13 protein-coding genes are annotated in these 16,365 nt (G+C 45.9%); 9 read left to right on the top strand and 4 right to left on the bottom strand.

Features of this window, described 5'->3' with window-relative positions:
- Positions 1 to 92 precede the first annotated feature (92 nt).
- Positions 93 to 893: a methyl-accepting chemotaxis protein gene (locus ACQCV8_RS12060; protein WP_426844877.1), complete on the bottom strand. Its 801-nt coding sequence runs from the start codon at positions 891 to 893 to the stop codon at positions 93 to 95.
- Positions 894 to 1,351: 458 nt separating this feature from the next.
- On the opposite strand from ACQCV8_RS12060, the gene ACQCV8_RS12055 reads away from it, so the two are divergent.
- Positions 1,352 to 2,326 (top strand): hypothetical protein, encoded by a 975-nt coding sequence (locus tag ACQCV8_RS12055; protein WP_426844876.1) that lies wholly within the window; start codon positions 1,352 to 1,354, stop codon positions 2,324 to 2,326.
- A gap of 55 nt (positions 2,327 to 2,381) precedes the next feature.
- Here ACQCV8_RS12055 and ACQCV8_RS12050 read toward each other — a convergent pair whose 3' ends face one another.
- On the bottom strand, positions 2,382 to 2,495 hold the full coding sequence (locus ACQCV8_RS12050) for an EYxxD motif small membrane protein (RefSeq protein WP_426844875.1): 114 nt from the start codon (positions 2,493 to 2,495) through the stop codon (positions 2,382 to 2,384).
- 33 nt (positions 2,496 to 2,528) lie between these two features.
- On the bottom strand, positions 2,529 to 2,780 hold the full coding sequence (locus ACQCV8_RS12045; RefSeq protein ID WP_426844874.1) for a YgaP family membrane protein: 252 nt from the start codon (positions 2,778 to 2,780) through the stop codon (positions 2,529 to 2,531).
- A gap of 154 nt (positions 2,781 to 2,934) precedes the next feature.
- Between ACQCV8_RS12045 and ACQCV8_RS12040 the strand changes: the two genes are divergently transcribed.
- The 8 genes from ACQCV8_RS12040 to pruA all read left to right on the top strand — a co-directional run bounded on the left by ACQCV8_RS12040 (position 2,935) and on the right by pruA (position 14,648).
- On the top strand, positions 2,935 to 4,677 hold the full coding sequence (locus ACQCV8_RS12040) for an adenine deaminase C-terminal domain-containing protein (protein WP_426844873.1): 1,743 nt from the start codon (positions 2,935 to 2,937) through the stop codon (positions 4,675 to 4,677).
- Between the two features lie 103 nt (positions 4,678 to 4,780).
- Positions 4,781 to 5,086, top strand: a complete 306-nt coding sequence (locus tag ACQCV8_RS12035; RefSeq protein WP_426844872.1) for a YerC/YecD family TrpR-related protein — start codon at positions 4,781 to 4,783, stop codon at positions 5,084 to 5,086.
- 213 nt (positions 5,087 to 5,299) lie between these two features.
- Positions 5,300 to 5,986: a heptaprenylglyceryl phosphate synthase gene (locus ACQCV8_RS12030; protein ID WP_426844911.1), complete on the top strand. Its 687-nt coding sequence runs from the start codon at positions 5,300 to 5,302 to the stop codon at positions 5,984 to 5,986.
- 67 nt (positions 5,987 to 6,053) lie between these two features.
- On the top strand, positions 6,054 to 8,273 hold the full coding sequence (gene pcrA, locus ACQCV8_RS12025) for a DNA helicase PcrA (protein WP_426844871.1): 2,220 nt from the start codon (positions 6,054 to 6,056) through the stop codon (positions 8,271 to 8,273).
- 29 nt (positions 8,274 to 8,302) lie between these two features.
- On the top strand, positions 8,303 to 10,312 hold the full coding sequence (gene ligA / locus ACQCV8_RS12020; RefSeq protein WP_426844870.1) for an NAD-dependent DNA ligase LigA: 2,010 nt from the start codon (positions 8,303 to 8,305) through the stop codon (positions 10,310 to 10,312).
- A gap of 57 nt (positions 10,313 to 10,369) precedes the next feature.
- Entirely contained in the window at positions 10,370 to 11,500 is a 1,131-nt protein-coding gene (locus tag ACQCV8_RS12015) for a CamS family sex pheromone protein (RefSeq protein ID WP_426844910.1), read from the top strand.
- Between the two features lie 85 nt (positions 11,501 to 11,585).
- Complete coding sequence (locus tag ACQCV8_RS12010) at positions 11,586 to 12,140, top strand: GNAT family N-acetyltransferase (RefSeq protein WP_426844869.1); 555 nt, start codon at positions 11,586 to 11,588, stop codon at positions 12,138 to 12,140.
- Positions 12,141 to 13,100: 960 nt separating this feature from the next.
- Positions 13,101 to 14,648: an L-glutamate gamma-semialdehyde dehydrogenase gene (pruA, locus tag ACQCV8_RS12005; protein WP_426844868.1), complete on the top strand. Its 1,548-nt coding sequence runs from the start codon at positions 13,101 to 13,103 to the stop codon at positions 14,646 to 14,648.
- Between the two features lie 97 nt (positions 14,649 to 14,745).
- Here the strand turns inward: pruA and putP are convergent, their stop codons facing one another.
- Positions 14,746 to 16,227, bottom strand: a complete 1,482-nt coding sequence (gene putP, locus ACQCV8_RS12000) for a sodium/proline symporter PutP (protein WP_426844867.1) — start codon at positions 16,225 to 16,227, stop codon at positions 14,746 to 14,748.
- Between the last annotated feature and the right edge of the window lie 138 nt (positions 16,228 to 16,365).

The following is a 16,365-nucleotide window of genomic DNA, read 5'->3' as shown; positions in this document are numbered from 1 at the left end:
ACCGCATTCAATTCACCCTTTTTTCATCGCAGAAAAAAGTTGGGCAGCAGCGGTCCAGCAAAATTCAACTGATGCCAGAATAAACTTTTCTATTAAGCCGTTCCTTCGAATTGACTAATGGTTGCGGAAAATTTCGTTTTCGTTTCCTTAATAATCTCTTGAAGGCTGTCTGCGATGCCGCTGACTTTTTCTGTTTCACTTGTGATGTGTTCCACGTTTGCATTCACTTTTCCGATGGCTTCATCCACATTTGTAGACAGTCTGCGAATTTCATCTGCCACTACTTTAAAGCCCTTTCCATGCTGGCCGACGCGTGCTGCTTCAATCGCCGCGTTCAAAGCAACCATATTGGTCTGAGATGAAATATGGCTGATGGTTTTGGACGTCTCGCTGATTAAGCGTGTTTGTTTTTTCAGAGCCTGCACAGCCTCAATGCTTTGATTTGTATTAGCAACGACCAGATCTACCAGCTCCTCCGGCATCCTCTTCAAATCCGTAATAATCTTTACGGTCTTGTTTTCCTGTTCAGTAATATCTGTTGCTATTTTTAAAACAGCTGTGACGTCACCATCTTCGTTTGCAACTGGGATATACGTTGCCTCAAACCATAGAAGGCTGCCGTTCTTGCTTACCCGCTCAATCTTTTCCTGGAACTTTACCCCCTTTTTTAAATTCGCCCATAATCCCTCATACTCCTGACTGCTGTGAAAGTCTGCCGTGCAAAATTGCATGTGCTTCATTCCGGTCATCTCTTCAGGCAAATAACCGAGTGCCGAAGCAAAGCTGCTGTTCACCCAGATCACTTCTTTCTCCAGATTAAATTCAATCATGGCCAAATGTGTTTCTAAAGCAGTTAAGACTGCGTGTGCACTTAAAACCTGTTTAATCGCCATACGTAAAACCTCCTCTAAATACCTACTTGTATATTAGGTATATCGGACTATTCGGAAAATTCTTTAGGATAGTTAAGGGTTATTAGTTTCTACATTGAGGAAGATTTCACATGCAATCTCCACTTTTATGAAATCACCAATTCCTTCTAAATTAATATCTAACAGATTTTGTTCTTTATAAAATTTAGGGTAAATAATTGAAATTATAAGAAAAGGAGAGAAAACGGGAGGAAAGTATCAAAAAACGTTCTTAAAAACGAAAATATGCCTATTTTTAGACCTTTATCGTTTAGTTAATCCGACTTATACTCAATTTGAAAGTTCTTTAATAAGAACGCAAGAAGGAGGCTGAGATTAAAAGGTAAACCTACATACCTCTTAAACAGTTGCTGAATTCATTGATTAACGGAAAAAGGTTAAAACTATAAAAATATGATATTACTAGGAGGAAATTAAAAATGGCTATTTTATCTGGGAAAGCGGCATCGGTTTTATTAGCTGGGTCTCTGGCGGTAACGGCAGTAGGTGTTACGTTCAATGGCGGTCAAACAATCGATAATGTGAAAAATCAGCTTATTGAACTAAAAGATAAGGTTGTAGCGTATGATGCTGCAGAAGCTAAATTGCTTGAAAAAATCGGATTGATTAAGGCTGATGCAACTGGAAAGCTAACCAATGCGAATGGTAAAATTGTAGATGCGAAAACAATGATTAACGATCTTGAAGCTGAAAAATCCCTTTTGACGACAAAAAATGAGAAACTGACAGCTGAAAGAGATGCTTTACTATCAACTAAAGCTCAATTGGAAGCAGATCTTGAAACGGCTAATGGGGAAATTTCTCAATTAAAAGTAGGCCTTGCTGCAGCGAATGCAAGTATTGACGATCTTAATGGTCAAATTCAGGTTCTTGAAAATCAACTATCAGCCCTTCAAGCTAATTACGATGCACTAGTTGAAGAAAACGAAGCTAACAAATCCGAAGCAGAGCGTGCAAATGAAGAAGTCAAAAAAGCAAACGACAAAGTGGCTGAGCTTGAGCGGGCTGCTAACGAGGTAGAAGCTGGTACCGATGGGAAAAGTGCAATGACCCAGGAAGAGCTTGATGCAATCAGCACTGAAAATCAGCCAGATGTATTTGATGCAGAATTGGTTGTTAAAAACCTAAACCTCACTTATATTCAAGACGGCCAGTCACAGGCTTTCAAAGATGCTCACCCTGATTTAGATATCCAAGAAGGGGACCGGGTATGGAGAATAACTAACAACAACGAATTTAAAGTATACGTGGAATATACAAAGGGAGCGGAATCCGGCGAATTAATTGCTAATGCAAGCCAAACCTTTTATTTAACTGAAACAGGCGGCACAATGATCATTAAGTGGCAGGACGAGAACGGTGTCTGGAAGCAAACCGTTAAGGCTGGCGCATAAGCTAACCATCTAAAAAGAACGAGGGGAAAATTCCCTTCGTTCTTTTTTAGTTACACTACCTAACCCGCCGCTTCCGCCGTACAAAAACAAACACAAGCGCTACAATTCCTCCAATGACGGAAGCATAGACAAAAAACATGTCCCTTATATATTCCAGGAAAAAATTCATAATTGATCACCTCAATGCAGAAAGGGCCTGAACTCAGGAAGGGTTGTACGTATCCGCTTCCCCATCCTGGCTGCTGGTATTTTCTTTCGCTTGGTCGTATAGAAGGGTAAGGGGGCAGAATCGCAAAATTCCTTCGCCCACCTTCATAGCGCCGAGCATAATCAGCAGGATGAGGGATTCTCTCCAGGGCTTTTTCGAGAATTTCGCGGAAGCAATGGCTACAAGTGTTAAACCAACAGTAATGCGGACGAGGGCATTGACAATGCCGATATTGGGTCTGATCAACTGGAGTCCTCCTTAAATTGTGGAAAGTTTTTAAAATGTCTGGTTCTTTCATGCAGTAACGTGCTAATTGTGTTAACATGAAAAGGGAAATTAAGAGCGCACCCAGCTAATTATGAAAGCGTTTGCCTAATCGTTCCAGAAGGAGGATTCATCGATGCCGGAAAATAGGTCTGTATGGAAGAACCACCAAATCCGAATGCATGTAGATGTCATAGACGGGTTGGCTGCACCGACGAAGCTTTTAAAAAACGCTTCGATCTTACATTCCTACCTCAAACAATGGATCCGGGGAAACATCTGGATTTATGATGACCGCATTGTTTATATAGGAGACAGGATGCCTGAAAGAATCGATCAGACAGAAGTTACGGAGTGCAGCGGGCTTTACATTGTTCCTGGATACATAGAGCCGCATGCCCATCCTTTTCAGTTATATAATCCCCAGACCCTGTCACGCTATGCGGCCCAGTATGGGACAACCGCTCTAATTAGCGATAATTTAAATCTGCTTTTTCAAAAAGACCAAAAGAAAGCGCTTACTTTGCTGAAACACTTCCACCATCAGCCTTACCATCATTATTGGTGGGCCCGCTTTGATCTGCAATCTGAAGTGGCGGAGGAGGATTTCATTCTTTCCCCTGACCGGGTTTCCGATTGGCTCGACCAAGACTGTGTCTTACAGGGAGGGGAGCTGACGGGATGGCCGTCCCTCGCTGCAGGTGATGATTTGATGCTCGACCGGATTCAGGAGGCGAAAAAGAAACGCAAGCGGGTGGAAGGGCATTTCCCGGGAGCATCTGAACAGACGCTGACGAAAATGAAGCTGTTCGGAGTGGATGCCGACCATGAGGCGATGTCCGGAAAAGAGGTTTATTCAAGACTGCTTGCCGGATATACGGTTGCCTTAAGGCACTCGTCCATCCGTCCTGATTTGCCAAAGCTTCTAAAAGAAATAAAGGAGCTGCCGATCGCTTCCTATGATCACTTATTTTTCACAACTGATGGAGCGACACCTGCATTTTACACGGACGGCGTGACCAATCCATTAATAAAAATGGCTCTTGAAGAAGGTATAGACCCGATTGACGCGTATCATATGGCAAGCTTTAACATTGCCCGTTATTATGGTTTGGACCATTTACTCGGTTCCGTGACAGCCGGCCGGTATGCAACCTTGAACTTTTTGGAAGATCCGGCAGAGCCGAATCCGGTCCATGTAATGGCAAAGGGCGAGTGGCTTAAGTGGGAAAACGCGGATCTGCAAAAAGATAAAACGGATTTGCCATGGCATGATCTGGGGTTTGCCCCTCTCACAGCCAACTGGGGTCTGACGATGGATGACCTCCAGTTTTCCATGCCGCTTGGGCTTCACATGGTTAACGGAGTGATTATCCAGCCATACTCCGTCAGCCTGGATCTGGCTGCAGACGAATTGCCGGATAATCAGGACGAAGCTTTCCTTGCATTGATTGACAGGGAAGGAAACTGGAGAATCAACACCGTTTTGAAAGGGTTTGGAAATGTAAAGGGGCTCGCAAGCTCATTTTCCGCAACAGGGGATATTTTGCTGATTGGAAAAAATAAAGAAGACATGATTGCCGCCTGGAAGCAGATGGTCGAAATCGGCGGGGGGATTACGGTGTTTGAGAACGGCCGGACGGTTTTTGAAATGCCGCTGGAATTAAACGGAACAGCCTCCGTTGCCCCGCTGCCGGAAATGGCCCGCCAATATACAGAATTTCATGAATGCCTTAAAGAAAGAGGCTATCCGTTTGAAGACCCGGTCTATACCCTGTTTTTCCTCTCATCGACCCATTTGCCGTATGTGCGGATTACACCGCGCGGGATTTTTGATGTGAAGAAAAAAACGATACTCTTTCCGTCGATAATGCGTTAAAATAAGAAAGTGAAACGAATAATGTTATAAGTCGACTGTTTTTCTAAAAAAACCTTACACATGACAATGCCATAGATAATTTCTTAAAAAGGAGAATGACTGCATGCAAATTGATAAACTGCGCGGCAAAGAGCTTGACCAATTATTTGAATCAGTGCTCTCCCTGAAAAACATGGACGAGTGCTACCGCTTTTTTGATGATCTGTGCACCGTAAATGAAATTCAGTCTCTTGCCCAGCGGCTGGAAGTCGCAAGGATGCTTCGTGAGGGATTTACGTATCATAAAATTGAGACAGAAACAGGAGCGAGCACGGCAACGATTTCACGTGTAAAGCGCTGCCTGAATTACGGGAACGACGCGTACACAATGGCGCTTGAGCGCATCCATAAACAACCGAACGAATCATAAAAGACACCCGCTGAGGTGTCTTTTTTGCTTGCAGGGGCTTTACTGCTTATGAGAAGGACAGACACTTTCCTGGCGCCGTGCCTGAGCTTCGGTTTTCAAAAACGTGAGCGTCTAAACTGGCCTGCAAGAGTGTACGGGGAGTCCCTTCCGATAGGTGTTCATCCATGGTAATTTTGATATAATAATGAAATGGTTAAAAGGGAGGCGTACATGATGTACGATGTAAAAGAATGGCGCCACGCGTTTAAGCTGGACCCGGAAAAGCAAATCTCGGACGAGGCATTGGAGAAGATCTGCGAATCAGGGACGGATGCGGTCATTATTGGCGGAAGCGATTCATTGGAAGAGGAAGAAATCCTGAATTTAATGGCGCGGGTAAGAAGATATCTCGTGCCTTGTGTGCTGGAGGTTTCCTCCTTGGAAGCAATCGTTCCGGGATTTGATCTTTATTTTATCCCGACGGTTTTTAACAGCCGCGATCCGAAGTGGATTGTCAATCTGCACAAAGAGGCTGTTAAGGAATTTGGCGAGCTGATGGACTGGAATGAAATGCTGGTGGAAGGCTACTGCATCTTAAATCCTGCCTGTAAGGCCGCAGAGGTTGCTGATGCAGATGCGTCCATCGGGCTTGAGGATGTAAAGGCGTACGCGAGAATGGCAGAGAATATGTTCCATCTGCCGGTCTTTTACATGGAATACAGCGGAGCTTACGGGGATCCGGAATGGGTCCGGGAGGTACGCTCTGTGCTCGGCACCACGAAGCTATTTTACGGCGGAGGAATTACGACTCCTGAAAAAGCTTCTGAAATGGCACAATTTGCAGATACAATCATTGTAGGAAATGTCATTTATGATGATTTAAAAGCGGCCCTGCTAACAGTCGGTGCTGTAAAAAGCTGATTGCAAAAAGGACAGGTTATCGATACTATAGTAGAAAGAACATACGTTTGGTTAGGCGGTGGAAAAAGTGGATTTTATAGCACAGCAGCTAGTAAATGGATTAAATGAAGAGCAAGCGAGAGCTGTAAAAGCAACAGATGGCCCGCTTTTGATTATGGCAGGTGCGGGAAGCGGAAAAACAAGGGTGCTCACCCATCGGATCGCCTATTTAATGGCCGAAAAACGGGTTGCGCCATGGAACATTCTTGCTCTTACATTTACGAATAAGGCAGCGCGGGAAATGAAAGACCGGATCGGCCGTCTGCTTGGTCCAGGAGCAGATGATATTTGGATCTCGACCTTTCACTCTATGTGCGTAAGGATTTTAAGGAGAGATATTGACCGGATCGGAGTCAACCGGAATTTTTCAATTCTGGACTCGGCGGATCAATTATCGGTCGTGAAATCCATTCTTAAAGAGCGGAATCTTGACCCGAAGAAATATGACCCCAGAGCGATTCTCGGATCCATTTCCAGTGCGAAAAATGAATTGATTGATGCGGAAGAATATGCAAAGTCCCAGACAGGCGGCATATTTGAGCAGATCGTAAGCGATATATACAGTGATTATCAGAAAAAGCTCCTTAAGAATCAGTCGCTTGATTTTGATGACCTGATTATGACAACCATCCGGCTGTTTGAAAGGGTTCCGGAGGTGCTTGAGTTTTATCAGCGGAAATTTCAATTCATTCACGTGGATGAGTATCAGGATACGAACAGGGCACAGTATCTGCTTGTGAAAATGATGGCGTCGCGCTTCCGGAATCTTTGTGTGGTAGGGGATTCCGATCAGTCGATCTATGCATGGCGCGGTGCGGATATTTCAAACATCCTTTCCTTTGAAAAAGATTATCCGAATGCGGAAGTCATTATGCTTGAGCAGAATTACCGTTCCACGAAGCGGATACTGAATGCCGCCAACGAAGTGATTCAGAACAATTCCAACCGGAAGCCGAAGAACCTGTGGACCGAAAATCAGGATGGGCCCAAGCTCGTATACTACCGGGCTGACAGCGAGTCTGCCGAAGGACAGTTTGTAGCCGGGAAAATAAAGGAACTCTACGATCAGGGGAAGAGAAAGTTTTCCGACTGTGCCATTCTTTACAGGACAAATGCCCAGTCCCGGGTCATGGAGGAAATCCTCCTAAAATCAAACATTCAATACCAAATTGTCGGAGGCATCAAGTTCTATGACAGAAAAGAGATTAAGGACTTGCTGGCCTATTTAAGAATGATCGCCAATCCAGATGATGACATCAGTTTCGCAAGGATTGTGAATGTACCGAAAAGGGGAATTGGCGCGACCTCCCTGGATCGGGTAGCCGCTTATGCAGCCAATAATGACCTCTCTATGTACCAGGCATCACATGAAGCAGATTTTATCGGACTTCCGGCTAAGGCGGCCAATGCTCTGGCGGAGTTCAGAGACTTGATCCGAAATCTTTCCGGCATGCAGGACTATCTGTCAGTTACAGAGCTGACGGAAGAAATCCTCGAAAGATCCGGTTATAGAGAAATGCTGAAGACGGAAAAAAGCATCGAAGCGCAAAGCCGTCTGGAAAATATCGATGAGTTCCTGTCGGTTACCCAGAATTTCGAGAAAAACAATGAGGATAAAAGTCTTGTTTCTTTCCTGACCGACCTTGCTCTGATCGCTGATATCGACTCGCTCAGCGAAGAGGAACAGGAGCAGCAGGATGCTGTTGTTCTCATGACTCTTCACTCCGCAAAAGGGCTTGAATTTCCTGTTGTATTCCTGATGGGAATGGAGGAGGGGGTGTTCCCTCACAGCCGTTCTCTAATGGAAGAAGGGGAGATGGAGGAAGAGCGCCGTCTCGCCTACGTAGGGATCACGAGAGCGGAAGAGGAACTGTATTTGACGAACGCGCAAATGCGTACACTTTTCGGCCGGACAAACATGAATCCGGAATCCCGCTTTATTGCGGAAATACCAGAGGAATTATTGGAAAACCTAAACGAGAACATAAAAGCGATGACGACACCGTTTGGAAACACAAAGCGGGACCGCCAGCGTATGGCCCAGGTCAAGCGTCCGGTTAAGGCCTCCACAGGCGGAGAAGGCTTCGCCTGGGGTGTCGGGGATAAAGCCGAGCACAAAAAGTGGGGCACCGGTACAGTTGTCAGCGTAAAAGGGGATGGAGACAGCAAGGAGCTTGATATTGCATTTCCGAGTCCTGTCGGCATCAAACGTCTGCTGGCGGCATTCGCACCGATCAAAAAAGTGTAATCAGGATGCTTTAGGAAAGGGTTGGGATTATGACCGATTATCAATCATCCCAGAAAAGGGTTCAGGAGCTGCATGAGCTTTTAAACCGGTACAATTATGAATACCACGTTCTGGACAAGCCAAGTGTGCCTGATGCGGAATATGATGAGCGCCTTCATGAGCTCATTCATCTGGAGGAGCAGCATCCGGAGCTGAAAACGCCTGATTCACCTACCCAGCGGGTTGGGGGAGATATTTTAGAGGGCTTCAGCAAGGTTGAACATAAAACACCGATGCTGAGCCTCGGCAATGCGTTTAATGACCAGGATCTACGGGATTATGACCGGCGTGTCCGCCAAAGCGCAGGTGATGACGTTCAATATGTAGTGGAATTAAAGATTGATGGTCTGGCCGTCTCACTCCGCTACGAAAACGGCGTTTTTGTTCAGGGCGCAACCAGAGGGGACGGCTCAATCGGAGAAGATATAACAGATAATCTCCGGACGATCCGCTCCATTCCTCTCAGACTCAGCAAAGCCCTCTCCATTGAGGTCAGAGGTGAAGCATTTATGCCCAAAAGATCATTCGAACGCCTCAATGAGAAAAAAATCGAGCTGCAGGAAGAACCGTTTGCAAACCCGCGCAATGCAGCAGCAGGCTCTCTGAGACAGCTTGACCCGAAAATTGCAGCGAAACGAAATCTTGATATTTTCGTCTATGGTATTGGAGAGCTTGAAGAAATCGGTGTGGAAAGACAAAGCGAAGGTCTCGATCTGCTCGATGAACTTGGGTTCAAAACAAACCATGAAAGAAAAAACTGCGGAAGCATCGATGAAGCCATTGATCTTCTTCATGCCATACAGGAGCAGCGCAGCTCTCTGCCCTATGAAATCGATGGGGTGGTCATTAAAGTCGATGCAATCAGCCAGCAGCAGCAGCTTGGCTTTACATCCAAAAGTCCCCGCTGGGCGATTGCCTATAAATTTCCTGCCGAAGAAGTGATGACAAAGCTTCTTGATATTGAGCTGAATGTAGGCCGGACGGGAGTCATAACACCGACAGCCATTCTGGAACCGGTCCGTGTAGCCGGGACCACTGTTCAGCGTGCATCCCTTCATAATGAGGATTTAATCAGGGAAAAGGATATCCGGCTTGGAGATTATGTGATTGTGAAAAAGGCAGGCGACATTATTCCTGAAGTGGTCAATGTTCTGGCCGATCAGCGCACGGGTGATGAAGAAGAGTTCCTGATGCCAAAGGAATGTCCGGAATGCGGAAGCGGGCTTGTCCGAATGGAAGGGGAAGTGGCGCTAAGGTGCATCAACCCGATGTGCCCGGCTCAGCTGAGAGAAGGGCTCATCCATTTTGTTTCAAGGAATGCCATGAACATTGACGGACTCGGGGAGCGGGTCATTGCCCAGCTTTTCAAGGAAGGCTTGATTACCGATGTAGCCGATTTGTATGAGCTGACAAGGGATCAGCTTCTTGCACTTGAACGGATGGGGGAAAAATCCACCGAAAATCTGCTGAAAGCCATTGCCAAATCAAAAGAAAATTCGCTTGAAAAGCTTTTATTCGGGCTCGGGATCCGCCACGTAGGTTCCAAGGCGGCGAAAACCCTGGCTCAACACTTTGAAAGCATGGACCGTCTTATGGAAGCAAGCCGGGAAGATCTGCTCGCCATTAATGAAATTGGCGATAAAATGGCGGATGCCGTTGTCACCTATTTTGAAAAACCTGAGGTCATTCAGCTTATGGACGAGCTGAAAAGCCATGAGGTGAACATGGCCTATAAAGGGCCGAAGCTTGCAGCACCGGAAGAAATGGACTCTTACTTTGCGGGCAAAACCGTTGTTCTTACAGGAAAGCTTGAACAGCTAAGCCGAAATGACGCGAAAGCTGAGATTGAAGCATTGGGCGGAAAAGTAACCGGAAGCGTAAGCAAAAGCACAGATCTTGTCATTGCAGGGGAAGCGGCCGGAAGCAAGCTGTCAAAAGCGGAAGAGCTCGGCATAGAGGTCTGGGATGAATCAAAAATGATAGAAGCACTAAAGAAATAGGAGAGCAGGGAGTGGCATTATTTGAAAAAATGGATAGCCGTACTGGTGGCGTGCAGCATGCTAAGTGCATGCGCCCCCAGCTTTGGCGATGATAACGAAGTCGTTCAGGAAACGGACAGCCAGGAAAAAAAGGCGATTATTCCTAAAAGTACATCGGACTCGGACTACAGTGTGATATTGCCCTTTGAACCAGGGAAGGCAAGAGGTCTGACAGCTGACAATTTGAATACAAGGCTTGATCTGGATAAATTTGAAACCGGGCTGATGGATTTTGCCCAGGAATCGTTTCCCTCTGACCAGGATTTTTATTACCAGGAAGGCCAGTATTTGACGGAGGATCAGGTGCGCGGCTGGCTTCGGTATAAATATGATGGAGCCGCGCTTAAAACGAAGCAGGATGAAGCAAAGAAAAATAAGCAAGAGTATAAAAATACTGGCTTGAACCCTGCGATCACGGATCTTAACGCAACAGATACACCTAAATACCTTGCGAGCGTACTCGAGCAGAATTACCTGAAAAAAGTGGATGAGAAAACGGTTAAAATCAGCGGCGTTGTTATAGGCGTGGCGCTTAATTCCGTCCACTATTACAAGGAAAATGATTACGCCAGGGAAACAGCCCTTGATGATGCGAAAATCCGTCAGGAAGGCGAGAGAATTGCTGCAGAGATTGTCAAGCAGGCCAGAGAAAATAAGGAAATCGCAGACGTTCCGATCCGGGTGGCCCTGTATAAGCAGGCACCAAAATCCTCAATTGTTCCGGGAGAATTTATCGCGCAAACCGAAGCGAAAGCCGGAAGCAGCAGCCTGGAGGGGTGGAAAGACATTAATGAAAGCTATCAATTCTTCCCATCACCTGAAGCCAACCAGCAAAAGCCGGAGGATGCAGATACGTTCGAGCGCTTTAAAGAAGATATAGGAGATTACTTTCCAAATTACACAGGTGTAATCGGCAAAGCTCATTACAAAGATGATGAAATGAAATCACTCAAAATTGAAATTCCTATGCAATTTTATGGGAAAGCTGAAGTGATCGCCCTCACTCAATTCGTCAATCAAAAAATCAGCCAATACTTTCCGCAGGACTACATTGATCTGGAAGTTAACATCACCTCCACCAGCGGCCAGGAAGCCCTGATTGTCCGAAAGGCCGGGGATGAGAAGCCAGTTACGCATATTTTTAAGTAATCACTAAAGTTTTCTATTAAAGAGGAAAGGACCAGATCCACCGGGATTTGGTCCTTTTTTTACCATTAAGAAAGGGGATGGAACAATGGATGCTCAACTGCCTGGTGTCAAGCTTAGAGAACTGGAACCTGAAGATGCGGAGGACCGCTATCAATGGTGCCTCGATCAGGAAGTAACAGCCTATTTGAATATGCCGGACCGGTATCCGCCGTTCAGCAAAAAGGAGACAGAGGAATGGATCAGGCTCTGCATCACCAAAACAAATGGCTATGACCAAAAGGCCATTATCACAGTATCAGGCAAACACATTGGCTGGATAGACTTTAAACATATCGATGCTCTCAATCGCCATGCAGAGCTGGGGATCGTCATCGGAGACAAAGGCTGCTGGGGGAAGGGCTACGGATTAGCGGCTATGAAAGAGATGCTTGAATACGGATTTTATGAGCTAAAGCTGAACAAAGTATGGCTTAGAGTAGAAGCAGACAACTTTAGGGCTATCAAATCCTATAAGAGAATGGGCTATAAAGAGGAAGGGAGATTAAGGCAGGACCGCCTAAGAAATGGGGTATTCATCGATAGGCTTCGAATGAGCATCCTGAAGGAGGAGTATCCGGCCTGCTTGAACAGCTCCATGTAAAGAGGCTGTTAAGTCTTACTCCTTTGCGATGGTTATAGGGGGGGGATTTCCGAACAATCCTCGAGTCGTGATGCAGGTGGCGCTGATGGAACAGTAAGCCTGACCGATTTTTCCTAGGCTATTTTTTGGGGGCTGCTATCCTCTTTATTTATTAAACTTAATATAGTTAAAGCTCATGCGTAAAAGCTTTTTTGAATTCCTTAGACTCGTTCCCTTGCTCGCCCACATCTGTCAGATTCGCTCTGGAATTTTTACATGGAAAATGACCAATTCAGTATGTGTTTGATAACCAAACTCATCTCTAGCTAGTTAAGATTTATAAAAGCGCTCTTTGCAGGCAGTTTATGCGTTGAATTTTCCGTTTTAGGCTTCGAATTAGTGAAATGAGCAGCCATTCTGGTATGGCAAAGGGGTAAAACAGGCGAGTCCACTTAGTAAATGCTTAGGCGGTCTTCTTGGATTGGTTATATCGATCCATTTTTTGATTATATCGGTGCTATTTGAGATATATCGGTGCTATTTGAGATATATCGGTGGATTTCACCACTATATCGACGGAAACGAAACGGATATCGATTTTTCGGGAAGATTCGACATGGTTGGCACAAAGATTCAGGGCGTCCGGGCGGGGATCCGCTTCACATGTTCTTTTGTCTCTCCGCGAAGGTTCTGTCTGATGATTGTGTCCGGCTGCAAGAATCAATCTCTCTTTGTCCGCGGCGGCTGCCCTTGACTATAAACCGCCAGGCGAGTCAAAACCACCGTGCATGCTTCTGAACGAAGGAGCATCATTTAACGAAACGATCAGCCAATTCAGATGCCTTTAAAGATATCCTGCCTATCAGCTGCAGTTTTCCAGTAAAATAAAATTGATAGAATCCTTTCTATGTTTGTATGGTTAGGAATTATCAGTTAAAATAGATTTGTAACCGTTTTATTTTAATAAGGAGGCGTATTTTAATGGTATTACCTTACAAGCATGAACCGTTTACAGATTTTTCGGTAGATTCGAATAAACGCGGATTCGAGGAAGGATTGGCAACAGTAGAATCCTATCTTGGGAAAGATTACGATTTGATTGTGAATGGGGAGCGCATCTCCACAGATGAGAAAATCGTTTCGATAAATCCAGCAAAAAAAGATGAGGTAATCGGACGGGTTTCAAAAGCAAACCGCGACATCGCCGAGAAAGCGATGCAGGCTGCTGATGAAGCGTTTAAAACATGGCGCAAGACGAAGCCGGAAGTGCGTGCAGACATTCTTTTCCGTGCTGCTGCCATTGTACGCCGCCGCAAACATGAGTTTTCAGCGCTTTTATTAAAAGAAGCAGGAAAGCCATGGAATGAAGCGGATGCTGATACGGCTGAAGCCATTGATTTTATGGAGTATTATGCACGTCAAATGCTGAAGCTGAAAGACGGCCAGCCGGTGGAAAGCCGTCCGGGCGAATACAACCGCTACAGCTATATCCCTCTTGGTGTAGGTGTTGTCATCTCTCCATGGAACTTTGCCTTTGCCATTATGGCGGGTACGACGGTAGCGGCTCTTGTAACGGGCAACACGGTGCTATTAAAACCAGCTTCCACGACCCCGGTTGTGGCAGCTAAATTCATAGAAGTTCTGGAAGAAGCAGGTCTTCCGAAAGGTGCAGTCAACTACATCCCTGGAAGCGGAGCCGAGGTTGGAGACTATTTGGTCGATCACCCGCGCACGCGTTTTATTTCCTTCACAGGGTCCCGTGATGTCGGCTTGCGTATTTATGAACGTGCATCCAAGCTGAGCGAAGGTCAAACCTGGCTGAAGCGGGTGATTGCTGAGATGGGCGGAAAGGACACGATAGTTGTGGATAAAGAGGCGGATCTTGAATTGGCAGCCCAATCAATCGTGAAGTCTGCTTTTGGGTTCTCCGGACAAAAATGCTCTGCATGCTCCCGTGCAGTCATCGTCGAGGATGTTTATGATCAAGTCGTAGACCGCGTCGTTGAATTGACAAAGGAACTAAAGGTCGGGGATACTACTGACGGTACAGCATTCATGGGCCCTGTCATTGATCAGTCTGCATTTGACAAAATCATGGAGTACGTAGAAATCGGACGAGGCGAAGGGCGTCTTCTTTCAGGCGGAGAAGGAGACAGCTCCACCGGATACTTCATTCAGCCGACGGTTGTGGCGGATGCCGATCCGAAATCGCGCATTATGCAGGAAGAAATCTTCGGTCCATTCGTAGCCATTGCGAAAGCGAAGGATTTCAACGAAGCGCTTGAAATTGCGAACAACACCGAGTACGGTTTGACTGGCGCGGTCATTACAAATAACCGTGACCATATCGAGCAGGCGAGAGAAGATTTCCATGTAGGAAACCTTTACTTCAACCGCGGATGTACAGGGGCGATTGTAGGCTATCAGCCATTTGGAGGATTTAACATGTCCGGAACCGACTCAAAAGCAGGCGGACCTGACTATCTTGTCCTTCATATGCAAGCCAAGACTACCTCTGAAATGCTTTAATTTATTTTCCAGACTTAAGAGCCCGGTTCAATGAGCCGGGCTCTTTCTTTGCAAAAAAGCCATTCACCGTGCAGGTGAATGGCTTTTAAACATACGTTTATTTAGTTTCTCTGGCCAGTACTGTTTCCATTTCGGTAAAGCTGTCTATTACTTTTTCAGACGGTTTGGCAGTCATGAGGCTGACCACGATAACGGCAATCAAACTCATGAAGAAGCCTGGAATCATCTCATATAGGACGTCTGTCAGACCTGGGATAGTCAGCCAGATAAGAACCACTCCTGCACCGGTGATCATTCCGGCAAGAGCTCCCCATTTCGTCATGCGTCTCCAATACAAGCTGAGCAAGATCGCTGGCCCAAATGCAGAACCGAAACCGGCCCATGCGTTCCCGACCAGGTCAAGAATGGTTCCGCTTGGTTTAAGCGAAAGCAGAATGGAGATGATGGCTACCACGAGGACAGCCAGACGGCCGATTAGGACCAATTCTTTATCCGACGCATTTCTTTTAAAGAATGTTTTATAAAAGTCTTCTGTCAGCGCACTGGACGTAACGAGCAGCTGAGAAGAAATTGTACTCATAATTGCTGCAAGGATAGCGGATAGAAGGAAACCGGTAATTAGCGGATGGAAAAGTACATCGGCAAATTTAATGAAAATGGTTTCCGGATTGTTCAGGTTAATCTCATTAGCATTTACATAGGCAATCCCAACAAGACCAGTCATCAGCGCTCCAACGATGGAAACGATCATCCAGCCCATCCCGATCCGGCGTGCCGGTTTTAATTCCTTAATGGAATTAATGGCCATAAAACGTACAATGATATGCGGCTGGCCGAAGTAACCAAGACCCCATGCAAGAAATCCGATGATTCCAAGAACCGTTGTACCGCGGAATACATCAAACAATTTCGGATCGATTGCTCTTACCTGATCCACTGTGGTTCCAAAACCGCCTAAATCAATCAGTGCCACGACGGGAACTAAGATGAGAGCAAGGAACATAATGACACCCTGTACGAAATCTGTGAGGCTGACTGCAAGGAATCCTCCAAACAGCGTATAGGCAATGACTACACCCGCTGTAATAAAAAGGCCGGTCGTATAATTCAGACCGAAGGAGGATTCAAAAAGCGTTCCTCCTGATACCATACCCGCTGAACAGTAAAGGGTAAAGAATATCACGATGACAATTCCAGAAAAAAGGCGGAGCATTTTGGATTTATCGTGAAAACGATTTTCAAAATAATCCGGAATTGTAATCGAATTATTCGCTACAATTGTATAAGTTCTAAGTCTTGGTGCAAGGATTAAATAGTTTGCATATGCTCCCAATGTCAGGCCGATTGCGATCCACATGGCGGCGAGTCCTGTCGAATACATTTCCCCCGGCAGACCCATCAGCATCCATCCGCTCATATCTGAAGCTCCGGCGGATAATGCTGTTACAGCCGGGCCAAGCCCGCGGCCTCCAAGCATATAGCCTTCTACATCGCCGGTTGATTGCTTGAACGCATAATAACCGATCCCAAGCATCATGATGAAGTAGAGAGCTAAGGATATATAAACTTCAAATTCCACAATATCTCTCCTATCTTGTCATTTTTTTGCGACTACCTTTGCCAACGAGCAAACCGCTCAGAACCTTCCACACGGGATGAACCATCCCTCCGCACGCTGAATCCAGACATACGCTGTTTCCGCTTATAGGAAAGCGGG

The sequence above is a fragment of the Metabacillus sp. 84 genome (assembly GCF_050107715.1).
Taxonomy (GTDB): domain Bacteria; phylum Bacillota; class Bacilli; order Bacillales; family Bacillaceae; genus Metabacillus_B.
Note: the sequence above shows the minus strand (reverse complement) of the source record. Positions and strands in the feature narration are given on the sequence as shown.